General features: G+C 34.1%; 15 protein-coding genes. 7 read left to right on the forward strand and 8 right to left on the reverse strand.

What is annotated here, in order from left to right:
* The first annotated feature begins 148 nt into the window (after nucleotides 1-148).
* The 5 genes from QHH19_03970 to ribH are packed head-to-tail and all read left to right on the forward strand — an operon-like array spanning nucleotide 149 to nucleotide 2,469.
* Nucleotides 149-355, forward strand: coding sequence for a 30S ribosomal protein S17e (locus tag QHH19_03970; GenBank protein ID MDH7517481.1), 207 nt, complete (start codon nucleotides 149-151; stop codon nucleotides 353-355).
* A 51-nt stretch (nucleotides 356-406) separates the two neighbouring features.
* Nucleotides 407-1,117 (forward strand): 3,4-dihydroxy-2-butanone-4-phosphate synthase, encoded by a 711-nt coding sequence (ribB, locus tag QHH19_03975; protein ID MDH7517482.1) that lies wholly within the window; start codon nucleotides 407-409, stop codon nucleotides 1,115-1,117.
* On the forward strand, nucleotides 1,105-1,563 hold the full coding sequence (locus tag QHH19_03980; protein ID MDH7517483.1) for an FAD synthase: 459 nt from the start codon (nucleotides 1,105-1,107) through the stop codon (nucleotides 1,561-1,563). Before ribB ends, QHH19_03980 begins: the two co-directional genes overlap by 13 nt.
* The gene (gene ribC, locus QHH19_03985; GenBank protein MDH7517484.1) at nucleotides 1,560-2,027 is read left to right on the forward strand and encodes a riboflavin synthase; all 468 of its coding nucleotides are present in this window, start codon (nucleotides 1,560-1,562) and stop codon (nucleotides 2,025-2,027) included. Before QHH19_03980 ends, ribC begins: the two co-directional genes overlap by 4 nt.
* Nucleotides 2,028-2,046: 19 nt before the next feature.
* A complete protein-coding gene (gene ribH / locus QHH19_03990; GenBank protein ID MDH7517485.1) occupies nucleotides 2,047-2,469 on the forward strand; it encodes a 6,7-dimethyl-8-ribityllumazine synthase in 423 nt (140 codons plus the stop codon).
* A gap of 24 nt (nucleotides 2,470-2,493) precedes the next feature.
* Here the strand turns inward: ribH and QHH19_03995 are convergent, their stop codons facing one another.
* Genes QHH19_03995 through QHH19_04005 form a run of 3 tightly spaced genes read right to left on the reverse strand, consistent with a single transcriptional unit; the run spans nucleotide 2,494 to nucleotide 4,066 of the window.
* A complete protein-coding gene (locus QHH19_03995; GenBank protein ID MDH7517486.1) occupies nucleotides 2,494-3,027 on the reverse strand; it encodes a Zn-ribbon containing protein in 534 nt (177 codons plus the stop codon).
* A 6-nt stretch (nucleotides 3,028-3,033) separates the two neighbouring features.
* On the reverse strand, nucleotides 3,034-3,408 hold the full coding sequence (locus tag QHH19_04000; GenBank protein ID MDH7517487.1) for a DUF2073 domain-containing protein: 375 nt from the start codon (nucleotides 3,406-3,408) through the stop codon (nucleotides 3,034-3,036).
* Nucleotides 3,409-3,412: 4 nt separating this feature from the next.
* A complete protein-coding gene (locus QHH19_04005) occupies nucleotides 3,413-4,066 on the reverse strand; it encodes an Era-like GTP-binding protein (GenBank protein ID MDH7517488.1) in 654 nt (217 codons plus the stop codon).
* 249 nt (nucleotides 4,067-4,315) lie between these two features.
* Here QHH19_04005 and QHH19_04010 point away from each other — a divergent pair, with 249 nt between their 5' ends.
* Nucleotides 4,316-5,248 (forward strand): hypothetical protein, encoded by a 933-nt coding sequence (locus QHH19_04010; GenBank protein MDH7517489.1) that lies wholly within the window; start codon nucleotides 4,316-4,318, stop codon nucleotides 5,246-5,248.
* Nucleotides 5,249-5,287: 39 nt separating this feature from the next.
* On the opposite strand, the gene QHH19_04015 is transcribed toward QHH19_04010, so the two are convergent.
* The gene (locus QHH19_04015; GenBank protein ID MDH7517490.1) at nucleotides 5,288-5,941 is read right to left on the reverse strand and encodes an ACT domain-containing protein; all 654 of its coding nucleotides are present in this window, start codon (nucleotides 5,939-5,941) and stop codon (nucleotides 5,288-5,290) included.
* Nucleotides 5,942-6,124: 183 nt separating this feature from the next.
* On the opposite strand from QHH19_04015, the gene QHH19_04020 reads away from it, so the two are divergent.
* Nucleotides 6,125-6,625: a winged helix-turn-helix transcriptional regulator gene (locus tag QHH19_04020; GenBank protein ID MDH7517491.1), complete on the forward strand. Its 501-nt coding sequence runs from the start codon at nucleotides 6,125-6,127 to the stop codon at nucleotides 6,623-6,625.
* A gap of 301 nt (nucleotides 6,626-6,926) precedes the next feature.
* Here the strand turns inward: QHH19_04020 and QHH19_04025 are convergent, their stop codons facing one another.
* The 4 genes from QHH19_04025 to QHH19_04040 all read right to left on the reverse strand — a co-directional run.
* Nucleotides 6,927-9,035, reverse strand: a complete 2,109-nt coding sequence (locus QHH19_04025) for an SMC family ATPase (GenBank protein MDH7517492.1) — start codon at nucleotides 9,033-9,035, stop codon at nucleotides 6,927-6,929.
* A complete protein-coding gene (locus tag QHH19_04030; protein MDH7517493.1) occupies nucleotides 9,032-10,174 on the reverse strand; it encodes a DNA repair exonuclease in 1,143 nt (380 codons plus the stop codon). The genes QHH19_04025 and QHH19_04030 overlap by 4 nt, the downstream gene beginning before the upstream one ends.
* Before the next feature lies 1 nt (nucleotide 10,175).
* Entirely contained in the window at nucleotides 10,176-11,558 is a 1,383-nt protein-coding gene (locus QHH19_04035; protein MDH7517494.1) for an FAD-dependent oxidoreductase, read from the reverse strand.
* A 64-nt stretch (nucleotides 11,559-11,622) separates the two neighbouring features.
* Nucleotides 11,623-13,038 (reverse strand): hypothetical protein (locus QHH19_04040; protein MDH7517495.1); only part of this gene is annotated, 1,416 nt, incomplete at its 5' end.

A 13,038-nucleotide genomic window follows, 5' to 3' on the forward strand; every position in this document is an offset into this window, starting at 1 on the left:
TTTTCTTGGCACATCCCATCTAATAGGAAAAAAATGAATGTTTTTTTCTTTAATTATTTATTTCGGGATGAAGCCTTGATAATAGATATGCTTTTATATAAAATAATTATTCCAGCCTCTTACGTTAAGTTGGTTTAAGGGTGATAAACTGGGTAATATAAGACAGACTTTCATAAAAAATGTGGCTATTCAGCTTGTGAAAACGTATCCTGATCAGTTTGTTGCTGATGATTTTCAGCATAACAAAGAGAAGGTTGCTGAGTTAAGCGACGTTAATAGTAAGTTGTTGAGGAATAGTATAGCTGGTTATGTTACTAGATATCTGGCTTCTCAGAAGAAAAGAAAAACAACTTAACTCATTTTTGGGTAACAACCCAATATTTATTTTAGTGGGGTAAATTTCTATATGGGTGAACCTATAAAAAAATTAGAGAGAGCTCTACTTGAACTACAGAAAGGCAAATTTATCCTAGTTTATGACAATGAAAGCAGAGAAGGGGAAACAGACCTAGTTATGGCCTCAGAGTTTGTAACACCTGAAGCAATAAAAACGATGAGAAAAGACGGAGGCGGGCTTATTTTTCTAATGATTTCAAATGATATAGCAAGTAAGTTAAAACTCCCATATCTAGCTGATATGTACTCTGATATAAACAACAAATATCCTGTTTTAAAAGAACTTGTTCCTAACGACATACCTTATGATACAAAATCATCTTTTTCATTATACATTAATCATAGAAAAACATTCACAGGTATAACAGATATAGATCGTAGTTTAACAATGAAAAGTTTCGCTGAGCTAGCAAAAAAGATAAAAAACGTTGATGATGGTGTTGCAACCAAGATGTTTGGAAGAGAGTTCAGATCACCAGGCCATGTACCAATATGTGTAGCAGCAAAGAACCTGTTGTCTGAAAGAACAGGTCATACGGAGTTAATAGTTTCGCTTTTAAAAATGGGTGGACTTACGCCTGTGGGAAGCGGCTGTGAAATGATGGCTGATGACGGTAAAGCTTTATCTAAAAATGAAGCAAAGCAATACGCAGATAAATACAACCTCGAGTTTTTAGAGGGAAAAGACATATTACAAGCGTGGAAGAAATGGTCAAAGTAATGGCAACCGGAACTTTTGATCTACTTCACATGGGACACATATATTATCTTAGAGAAGCAAAAAAACTTGGTGACAAACTAGTTGTTATTGTAGCACGTGACTCAACTGTGAGGAAACTTAAACATGAGCCTGTGACACCAGAGGAGATGAGGTTAAACTTGATTAAAGAACTAAGGATGGTAGATGAGGCGATGCTAGGTCATGAAGACGACATGTACGAGGTTGTAAAAGAGGTTAAACCAGATATAATAGCACTTGGGTATGATCAGATCCATGATGAAAAAAGTATTGAGCAGGAGCTTAAAAAAAGAAAATTGAATGCAAAGGTAGTAAGGCTACCAAAATACGAGGGCATGGATGATTTAGATGGTACAAGAAGAATCATAGGTAAAATCATCTCAGCCTACGAGTTCCAAAAAAGTATGGAGAAGATAGAGGGAAAATGAAAAAGATAGGTATTGCTGACACTACATTTGCCAGGTATGATATGGCTAAATCTGCTATAAATGAATTAAAATCAAATGATACAGGTTTTAAGATAATAAGATACACAGTACCAGGTATAAAGGATCTCCCTGTTGCCTGTAAAAAACTGTTTGAGGAACAAGGCTGTGACATTGTTATGGCGTTTGGTATGCCTGGTTCTAAACCAATTGATAAACAGTGCGCCCATGAGGCAAGCCTAGGGCTTATGCAGACGCAGCTGATGTGCAACAAACACATAATAGAAGTTTTTGTATATGAAGACGAAGCAAAGGACGAAAAAGAACTGGCATGGCTTGCAGATAAAAGGGCACGTGAACATGCATTAAACACATTAAATTTGTTGTTCCATCCTCAGAGGCTTACAAAAAACACTGGAAAAGGCCTAAGAGAAGGGTTTGAGGATGCAGGGCCATTAAGAAACTAAAAAAGGAGGTAAAAAAAAGATGGATAAAGAAAGAAAAATAAGATTAGGTGCTGTTGTCTCAGAGTTTAACTATGATATAACTATGATGATGCTGGAACGAGCAAAAGAACATGCACAGTTCCTAGGAGCAGAGATAACACATATAGTGAAAGTACCAGGGGTCTATGACATGGGACTTCCAATAAAAATGATGCTAAAGAGGAAAGATGTGGATGGCGTAGTCGCACTAGGCGCAGTGATAGAAGGAGAAACTGAGCATGATGATATAGTGATACAACATGCGACAAGAAAAATAGCTGACCTAGCAGTTGAGTACGAGAAACCAGTTGGACTCGGGATCAGTGGACCTGGTATGACAAGGTTACAAGCACAGGACCGTATCGATAAAGCTAAAGATGCAGTAGAAGCAGTAGTAAAACTACATAGAAGACTAAACCTATAAAAACAGGGTTTTTACTCCCCCCATCTACTTCTTGTTTTTATCTAACATTTTAAAAACAGATGGTAGATGAATTGTGTAAGAACCATCTTTCTGTATTATGATGGGTTCTTCCTCGAGTAAACCTTTGAGGTCTATGTTGTAACTACCAGATTGTTCGATGTCAATTGTTTCAGGTTTATTATGTATTTCATCTACTTCTGATTCGATTTTCTCTAGTAACTTTCTTCTGAGATTATCATCAATAAAAACTGTTTTTTCTTTTATCTTTGGTTCATCTTTTTCTGAGGTTTTATGCTGTAATGCTTGGATGTCTTTTTGTTTTATAACAACCCATCTACTTTCTTTGTCGATAAAACGACCTTTTTCATCACACAGTATCTTAGCTAGAGCGGAATCAAGTTCTCCATCCATCTTCTGAAGTATATTATTTCTTTCTTCTTCATTTAAAGGCTCTTTTGTGAAAAAAAACCTGTTACCACCGCAACTGGAGCATCCTTTCAAAAGCTGGGAGGAACCTTCTTCGAAAACAAGCCCGCATTTAAGACATTGATGAGGCATCCTCTATTATACACCTCTACCAGGTATAATCATGGTCTCAATCATATCACTATCCTTGTGAACGGTTTTTAGAAGATTAGCAGGACCGATAACAGTCATACGCTGTTTTTTAACAATTCCAAAAACCCTCTGAATAAAAGATGGTTTTTCTTCACCATAACCATCCATCTCAATACCAATAAATGTATCCTCCTTGATTTCTTTCATAGTATGTTCTATCAGTTTAGCCTGTTCAATTGGTGTGAGACCTTGTTCAAGAACCAGTATTTTCCCACTTCTAACCTCGTTAATTATAAACTTAAGTTTTTCTGAGGGGGATAAACCATCAAGTTTTTGGCGTGATACAAGGGTGACAGATATTCCTTTGTCCTTTTTCGTCATAGACCTACCTCCTCCTTTTCCTTCTTTTACTAAAATGGGTTATCATAGTACTATACAGAGCCTCTGCATTATAACCTGTTAGAGCACTAATTGGTACAACAGGGTGTTGCGGGAAAGCGGATTTTAGTGTCGCGGGGCTTGCATCCTCAGCATCTATCTTGTTAGCAGCTATAAGAACAGGTAGATTACGGGCTTCTAGGTTACCGAGAACGGTAACGTTTACTTGGGTGAAAGGATCCTGGGTGGAATCCATAACAAGTATGACACCATCTATGTCCTCAAGCCATTTTATAGATTCAATAACTCCCTCAGTTGCTTCTTTAGCCCTCTGTTTTGCTTCTTCCTTAGTTAAACCATATACGTTCATGAATTCTTTATAATCTACTTTAGTGGCTATACCAGGTGTATCAACAATGTCCATCATCAGAGAAGAGTTTCCATTCTCTATTTTCACATTCTTTTTCCATTTAGCTCTACGGGTCTCATGAGGTATCTCAGAGACAGCACCCATGATATCACCGGTCCAATCACGGAGGATACGGTTAGCAAGGGTTGTTTTTCCAACATTTGGTGGACCATAAATGCCGATTCTTGCATGTTTTTTACCAAAAATTCTTTGAAGAATCGAGGCTAAACTAATTTTTTCGAGCAATCCCATCCCATTCTTCCTCCTAGTAATTGATCAAATGTTAAATAAAGATATGTATAAGAGGTTTATTAGTTTAATGGTAGTATATTTTTAAAAAGAAGAAGAAAACAATCTGATGGTTCTACTTATAAAAAATTAAAAAAATCTGTTAATCTGTGAAATATCTGCCCGTCGTTCAATTAATTAAATGACAATACTTATATATCAACAAGTTTATTCCTTTTTACCCTGAAAATTAATTTAATTTGGGAGGTTGTGATGATTGTGGTTAGAGAGAGTAAGAGGATGGATGAAATGGAGAATATAGATTCCTTAAAGGATAGATTACGTCAGGTTGCTGAGGAGATAGATGTTATAAAAAATTCGTTTTCTAAATATACTGAAAATTTATCAAAAATTCAAAGCATGCTAGATGTGGAAAAACTAGATGGTATCACAAGCGTACTCCAAAGTTTTGAGGACAGAATTTCAGAAATGGAGAGAAAAAAAGAAGAAGCGGTCGAAGGGGCGAGAAGATACAGCGAAGAACTTGAAAAAGAGAAAGAACGTTTAATCAAACTGTGGGATGCATACAAAAACCAGGAAGAAGAGTTATCAAGTACAGAGAAGAAACTAGCTGATTATGAAGAGAAAATAAAAAACATTGAGCTCTCTAAAAAACAATTAGAACAGGATCTAAATGCTAGGATAAACACATTAACAGAGAAGTTACATGAGAATGAAAATAAGATAAAGAAATTTGATGAGTACAAGTTAAAATGCGATGAATACAGTGAAAAACTTAGTTCAGCAGAAAAAGAGATGCGTATTCTAAAAGAGGATGTAACTAACAAAGACAAAACAATAGATAACCTGCAAAAACAGTTAGAAAAACTTAAAGAATATGAGGGTTACGCGAACTATAAGACTAAATTTGAGGACATATCAAACCAGTATGAGAAAGAAAAAGAAAGGTTAACAAAACTATACCATCTTTATGAGGAAACTGAGAAAGAGTGTAAAAACCTTAAAAACGAGGTTAAAAGCTGGCAGGACTGGTATAACAGTAATAAAGATATATTTGATCGATTGTTTTCTATGTCACCACCATGTTTTGTAGATAGTGAGAAAAAAACAGAGAAAACAAATACTCCGATGACAACACCTGTTAAAGAAGAAGAGAAACCAAAAAGAAGATTGTTTAGAAAATAAAACGTATCTTATTTTTTTATTTTTCATTTTTTATATGAATTATATTGTAGGGTAGCATAGTTGATGTAACACTTGATAAGCCTTTAGTATGTTTTTTTCTTCGACGAATATTAGCATTTCTGGGAAACAGCTCATTATTTCCATAATACTGATACCGTTTAGTGCGAGTTCGTTTGCTATTACTGCTAGAATACCGTATGTTGTTCTCATGTCTGGGTGCATACGTATGTTTATCTCTGCTATGTCTCTATCAATTTTGATTATTTTGTTTCTTGGGAATATTTCTTTTATTTTATCTAGGTTTTTTTCGTCAATTAATAGTCTTATTGATTCTGTTGCTTGTATTATTCTTAGGGTTTCTCCTCTTACAAACTGTATGATTTCGAATATTTCTGGTAGTAGTTGTTGAACTTCGTTATCTTTGATTAGAGATACCTCGGCTAATCCATTTCTTGTTGATAGGCTGACGGTTTGGCATAGTAGTTTTTGTGCAATTACGAATACATCATCATGTCTGCCTATTTCGTAGCGCCGTATTGCGCTTATTACTGCGTCTAGTGTTGCATTTAGTTTGTGTTCTTTTATTATGTATTTGGCTAGTGCTCTGTTGTTTATTATTCCTAATGCTAGGTCTCTTCTTATAGATGGGTTTTTGTCTAGTATTTTCCAGACTTCTCCTACTATGTTTTTCATGGTTAGTATATTGATTTTTATATATTTAAAATTCGTCATTTATGTTACAAATTTTATATTTTTAATGAAAAATTCTAATTTTTGTTAATATTTATAATATTGTGTTAAAATTTATAATTTTAGGTTAAATATGTCATATTTTTTATATACTTACAGTAACAGAATAATATAGTATACGAAGGGGTGAATTTAACGAATAACACAGAATGGGTAGAAGAATTAGAACTTAAAAAAAGAAAGGACATCTATAATTATATCCTTAAATACCCTGGTCTACACCTTAACGAACTTTGTAGAAAAATGAAAATACCTAAAAGTACAATGAATTATCACTTAAACCATCTAATTAAAAAAGGTTTTTTAGTAGCAGCACCAAATGGAAGATACGTAAGATATTATATTGCAAATAACCTCAATGACATAGACAAAAAAATAGTTCATTTCCTTAGACAGGATGTTCCATATAAGATTCTTGTATACCTGTTTCTACACCCTAACTCGTCTCAAATAAAAATTAGTAAGAATTTGAAAAAACATCCGACCACGATATCTTTTCATTTAAAGAAACTACTTTCTACAGATATTATCGAAGGTATTCCAAATGGTAATGAAATAAAATATAAACTAAAAAACCAAGAGGAAGTATCTAACCTGTTTGTTAGATACAGCGAATGTTTTTTTTGATAATATGATCGAAAATGTAGTAAATCATTCACCTGAATTAAATATAAAAGAAATCGAAAAAGTTAGGAAATTTGTTCTATAAAGTTTATATATGAGCTTTTTGTCATAGGATGTTTGTTCTATAAAATTTATATATTATATTTTACATATAATTATAATTATCAAAGACCCCGTCAAACATCAGCTAAAATATCCTTATCATAAAGGGGATGTGTACCTGGTTTTATGCGCAGAACAAAAAGACACACCCCCTTCTAAGCTGATGCGTAAATAAAACGCGATTGAACACAAAAAAACTTTTTTATTCTATCTTTATACTGCTAACTCCATCCTCATTTTCATTAACATAAATAACATTCTCAACATAATTCTTCACATCATCAATATGTGTAACAAGAAAAATCTGTCTGAACTTAGATGACAAACCGTTCAGCGCCTTCATTATATTCTGCCGTCTTATCATATCCTGAGAACCAAATATCTCATCCAATATTATGAAGTTAAATGCACCACCTGCACGCTCTGTTATAACCTCAGATATAGCCAAACGTAAACAGAGGTTAGCTAAATCCTCTTCACCACCAGAAAAACGCTGTATACCATATAAGTTGCCATCATCATAAATCATTATATTATAATCCTCATCCAACTCGATCTCACGATATTTTCCATCTGTGAGACGTTCAAAATAATCAGATGCATAGGATGACAACGTGGGTCGTATTCTAGATATCAAATGGGTTCTAAAAGAAAACATAATATCACTAAGCATGCCAAGTTGTTGTGCGTTTTTCTTTTCATCTTTTATCCTATCTTTTAACACCCCAAGCTCAGATATTTTATCCTGATGGTTTTTTATTTTCTGGTTGATAAGGTTTTTATCTCCCTCTTTTTTTTCTAATTCAATCCTCGAGTTCACAAATGCATCTTTTTTCTCAGCTAGTAAATCCAAGGAGGTTTGATATCTTTTATAAAAATCGTTAACCTGATTTTTAACAGATTCATATTCCAATGGAACAAAATCTACCACACCGATTTTCTTAAGTTGTAATTCTTTGTTTTCTATTTCTTTTCTTTCTCTTTCTATCTCTGATAAAATGTTTTCAATCGTAGCATCTAATCTTTCTTTATCTCTAAACCTGGTCTGTAAATAATTACGTTTCTTCTCCAAAGCCTGTTTCTCACGAGACAATTTATCTTTTTTCTCTAAATCAGTTTTAATGTTTTCTAAAAGGAGTCTTATTTTACCCTCTTTTTCTTTTTTTTCTTTATCATATTTTTCTAAAAGTTTGTTGTGTTGTTTACCCAAAACCCGGTCACAGGTTGGACATTTTGCATCAGGTCCTAATTTAACTATGTTTTTTTTCTTGTTTTCTATCTCAGATACAGTTTCTCTGATGTTTTCTATGAGGGTTTTTTCTTGCTCGATTTTTTTAACTATTTTTTCTAACTCTTCTTCCAACACTCCTAGTTTTTTTTCAACGTTTTCCATATCAGTGTCTAGTTTATCAAAACTCTTTGTTTTTTTACGCTGCAGTTCTAAAAGTTTTTGTCTCTCTGTTATCTTGGATCTTAAATTTTTAATTTCCAACTCCAGCTTTTTTTTGTTTTCAAATAAAGTTTTTTTCTCAGTTAATTTTTCTTTTAACTGGTTTATTTTCTCGTATTCCTTTTTGTTGGAAACACAATTTTTTTCCAAGGCTTCTACTTCTTTTTTTAAAACCTGTATTTCTGCTTTGGTTTTTGTTATCGATTCATCTAAAGATTCTTTTTTCTTGTTTAACTCTTTGATTTCGTTTCCATATATCTCTATTTTGCTTTTTCCGGTTTTTTCATCTGTGATATCTTGACTAAGTTTCTCTATCAACGTGTCTTTATTTCTCTTATCATTCCTTATCTGTTTCACAACCTCGTCTAACTCATCAATACCCAGCATCCTTAATATGAGAGGTCGTCTTTCACTAGCATTCATCATAGATAAAACATTCAACTCTTTTTGTTTAGCAAATATGGATGTGAAAAATGATTTGAAGTCCATCCCTAGTTTTTTCTGTATGTATTTGCTTACTGTTTCTGCGCCACTAGCTGCAAGTTTATCATTTACAAGGACAGATGCTGAGGCAGATAAACTCTTACCTGACATCTCACGTACTACCCGATATCTATCGTCTTCAAAAATAAATTCCAGTTCAACTCTACATGGGTCTGAGTCTGCTGCGTTTTCTCTTTTGATTTGATCCACTGATGTCCTTGCAGCATTTGGACCATATAGCGCCCAGGCGATTGCCTCAAAAATTGTTGATTTTCCCACACCGTTTAACCCCATAACCCCAATTATCCCATCTGGGAATTCCAAGGTAGAATATTTGAATTTTCTATAATTTATCAGAGTCAGGGTTTTTAGAATCATTTTTTCTCTTCTCTGGATTCTATTTTTTGGATGTAATCCAAACCAAGTTTCAGTAACGCTTCTTTATCCTCTATATTTTGTTTCCTTAGAAATAGTTCAAATTCATTTGTAAGAGCATCTATCTTCGATGTTTCAACTGCTTTGGATTCCCCCTCTTTAATTACATTTGCTTTGATTTCATAATGAACCGCTTCGCTACTTATTTCCCGGATAGTACTAAAATCAATTCCTCTGTAAACATGTGATGGTATATTTTCTAGTATTATACGAAAAATCTTACCAGATGGCTCTATTTCTTTGATTGTTTTTTTTATCTTGTTCATCACTTGATCCAGGGTTATATTCGAGCAGTCAATTGGCTCCAAGTTTATCATCGGCCTGTTTTTTAAGGAAATGAAATTATTTTTGTTTTTCCCACTACCGAGCTCTATTTCTATGAAACCTTTTTTTTCGCCTGCATCAGAAAAAGTAAAACGCTCAGTTGAGCCTGAATAAAAAGTATTTTCAGAGAGTTTAACATATTTATGGTAATGGCCAAGTGCTATGTAATCAAAATCTTTTTTCAAGTATTGTGTTGGTATTATAAGCTCGTTGAACTCGTTCATGCTGAATTCTTTTATACCTTTAACACCACCGTGTGCAACAAGGATGTTGTAGTCTGATGATTTGTCTGTTTTAATTTTTTTTAGATTATCTTCGAACTCATTTTTTGTGACAGTTTGAGGCATAGCATGAATAACTATTTTTTCGTTGTTTATCTCAAAGGGTATTATCTCATAACATGAGTTGTAAACAGGGTAAACATTTTCGATGTGGTCTAGTATGCTAAAAATATGGCCTGTTTCCCTTAGCTTCGGGTGCTCGTGGTTACCAGCTATTACAACAAATGGTATCTCTCGTTTTGATAAACGCAATATCTGATGTATAGCAAAGGTTATAGCCCTGTTCGTTGGCCTAACAGAGTCGAATAAGTCACCAGCATGAATGATTAAATCCGGTTTTGATTTAAGAGCATAGTCGATAAACTGCTCAAAAGCATCATATGTGTCAACCTCACGTTGATTTAATCCTTCCTCGTTTACACGGCGATAGGCTGAATAGCCAAGATGCGTATCAGCAACATGTAAAATCTTCATCATATCATTTTCTACGAGCAAGTTTTAGAGAAACGATATCACATACAAGTGTGACAGCGTCAAGTGTCGGAGCAATAGGAGGAGCATAAGCTGTTTCAAGCTTCCTAAAAGTTTCTATATCCATACCAGCTAGGATAGCACATGCCAGTGTGTTAATCCTCTGTGCCACGTTATAACCAACCGCCTGCGCCGATAGTATTTTACCATCTTCCTGGTTTACAACAACCTTCAAGGTAATTGGTTTACCACCAGGATAATACTCTGGGAGAGACAAACCACTGAATTTACCTGATACAAGAGACTGGTTTTGTATATGATTCATGATTGGCCCAACAGCCGCTATCTCCAAACCAAAAAACTCTGATGTACAAGTCTGCAAAACACCATCAGGTAACTTATAGTCCCCGCCTGCTGCGTTTACACCAGCAGCTATACCCTGACGTACACCTATACTACCAAGACCTATAAGCAAAGGTTGTTTTGTAACAAAATCCTTGTATTCAGTACAATCACCAACAGCATAAATATTTCTCACTGTAGTTTCAGATTTATCATTTACAACTATACCACCAGTTTTACCTATAGTGCAACCAACGTTTTTAGCTAGCACAACATCTGGTTTACAACCAGTAGCTATAATCAAAAGATCTGCATCAATCTTTTTTTCCTCACCATTTTCATTGTTTCTCACAACAACTTTATTTATCTTATCCTCCCTACTTTCGACTTTTACAGCCAAGGAATTCAAATGCAGCGTAACATTGCTAATTAAATTCTTTAAAACGAGCTCACTCATATCCCCATCAAGAGTATTAGGCAATATACTAGATAGAGCCTCTACAATAGTTACATCCATCCCTTTTTTATGTAAACAATCAGCCATCTCCAAACCTATAAGACCCGCTCCAACAATAACCGCTTTTTTACCTTTTTTAACAAACAATGAAATCTGTTTCGCATCATCAATTGTACGAAGAATATGTATACCCTGAACCAATTTCCCATTTTGATATATATCCCGTATAGGGGGTAACCAGGGTTTTGCACCTGTAGCTATTATCAACGAATCATACGGCTGTTCCAATATCGCATCTGCTTTTTTTGCGACAACAACCTGTTTTTTAGTATCAATTTTCTCTACAGTTGTGTTCAAAAAAAGTGTTATACCTGCTTTTTTGAACCATTCCTCTGAAAACTCAATTAAATTGGTAAAATTTGGTATATCACCAGATATAGTATACGGTAAACCACACTTAGAATACTGTGGATAAGATCCTTTTTCAAAAACTGTGATCACAGCTTTTCTATCGGTTTTACGTGCAAACTGAGCAGCAGTACCACCCGCAGCCCCGCAACCTATCACCACTATATTTCTGTCTGAATTCAAACAAAAACCCCATTTTGTTTAATACCATCGTTTTTTTTAATGTTTTTGATTAATCCTTAAGTATCTAATCCAAATCAGATCTCATTTTTAAAAACAAAATTAACAAAACTAAAAAAAGAAAAACAATTAAAAAATAAAGCGAAAAATCGATTCCTTTTTCAGATTTCTTAGTAGAAATTTCTATTGGTGTTTCACCGTTAATCAACATATCACAATCTTTGTATATCTTTTCAAGAATATTTAAACCGTTTTTGTAATCCCCCTGTTTTATAAAATTTTTACCAACTATGTATCTCTCTTTTAGCTGAAAGGTTTTTATTCCAATTGAATCAGCTAGATCAATCTTTGTACCACAAATATCTAATGCTATATCTTCGATTTTATCTTTTACAACCGGGCATCTGTTAATTATTCTGGTGTTATTTACAAGAATATTCCTTATATTATCGAGACTGATAATGTAGTTTTTCTCCCATATTTTATCAATTATATCGACTAAATCTTGTTTATATTTCTGGTCAGTATTTTTACCTATTTCTAGCCATATCTCTTCTGTTAGATAAGCCTGTCTTTGCATACCAAGATCAACAGATGTTAAAAAGTCAGATAATAAGTTTACATCTTGTTTAGATGAAAAAGTATTAGCTATATCATAAACAACGTTCATTTCATTTAGGAAAACCTCTTCTGTTTTTTCAAAACTGTTAGACAGGTTATTATGTCCATATAATGTTAGTAACTCTAAGGATAGTTGTGCTGCTTCACCTTTTTCATATGGGTCGTAGATATCTGTGTTTGATATGTGAAATGGAACATATATAGAGGAACATGCGTGGTTAGGCGAGAACCATCCTTCACTAAATATTTGGTAGTTTTCCCTTGGGATTTTGTATATGGCAACAGCCTCGTATTTGTATGAGTCTTCGCACATTGGGCGTAAACCATCTAGATCATCCTTATGCAGTCTAGACCAATTTATCATGTCTCTAACTGTGATACTTCCATATTTTTGTTGTATGTGTTCCATCATCTTGTCTTCCCATGCTTTAAACTTGTAACACAGCTTTATCTTCGCCTTGTTCTTATTTATGTCTAATAATTCTACGCTGAAATCCCCTATTGTTTTTCGCTCCCCCAGGTTTATCTGAGTTGGTTTACCAGCGATCATTATTTTTCCATAGTTTATTCTCAGAAATGGTACTTGCCGTGCAATAACCCAGTTTTCGCCGATATCAACAATTTTTATTCCATATAGAGAACTCAGTCTGATTACTCTTCCTTTTCTAACATATTTCTCTTTGGTGGTATCAAAAGAAGGAGCAATAGGTAAACATTTGTGAACCTGGTTTTTCCAAAGCTCTTTTGGGTAGTTTGACATAACAATTATGTCATTGTCTAATTCTTTTATCTTGTAATGAAAAGCATCTGCTTCTATAACAAAACCTTTTTTTGGTCCTACAACAAAAAGGTTTTCAGATAC

This window comes from Candidatus Thermoplasmatota archaeon (genome assembly GCA_029907305.1).
GTDB lineage: Archaea > Thermoplasmatota > E2 > DHVEG-1 > DHVEG-1 > JARYMC01.

What these genes read in the sequence shown, in the direction of transcription:
- ribB (MDH7517482.1), top strand. Translation starts at nt 407, where the DNA reads ATGGGTGAACCTATAAAAAAATTAGAGAGAGCTCTACTTGAACTACAG.
- QHH19_03980 (MDH7517483.1), top strand. Translation starts at nt 1,105, where the DNA reads ATGGTCAAAGTAATGGCAACCGGAACTTTTGATCTACTTCACATGGGA.
- ribC (MDH7517484.1), top strand. Translation starts at nt 1,560, where the DNA reads ATGAAAAAGATAGGTATTGCTGACACTACATTTGCCAGGTATGATATG.
- ribH (MDH7517485.1), top strand. Translation starts at nt 2,047, where the DNA reads ATGGATAAAGAAAGAAAAATAAGATTAGGTGCTGTTGTCTCAGAGTTT.
- QHH19_03995 (MDH7517486.1), bottom strand. Translation starts at nt 3,027, where the DNA reads ATGCCTCATCAATGTCTTAAATGCGGGCTTGTTTTCGAAGAAGGTTCC.
- QHH19_04000 (MDH7517487.1), bottom strand. Translation starts at nt 3,408, where the DNA reads ATGACGAAAAAGGACAAAGGAATATCTGTCACCCTTGTATCACGCCAA.
- QHH19_04005 (MDH7517488.1), bottom strand. Translation starts at nt 4,066, where the DNA reads ATGGGATTGCTCGAAAAAATTAGTTTAGCCTCGATTCTTCAAAGAATT.
- QHH19_04010 (MDH7517489.1), top strand. Translation starts at nt 4,316, where the DNA reads ATGATTGTGGTTAGAGAGAGTAAGAGGATGGATGAAATGGAGAATATA.
- QHH19_04015 (MDH7517490.1), bottom strand. Translation starts at nt 5,941, where the DNA reads ATGAAAAACATAGTAGGAGAAGTCTGGAAAATACTAGACAAAAACCCA.
- QHH19_04025 (MDH7517492.1), bottom strand. Translation starts at nt 9,035, where the DNA reads ATGATTCTAAAAACCCTGACTCTGATAAATTATAGAAAATTCAAATAT.
- QHH19_04030 (MDH7517493.1), bottom strand. Translation starts at nt 10,174, where the DNA reads ATGATGAAGATTTTACATGTTGCTGATACGCATCTTGGCTATTCAGCC.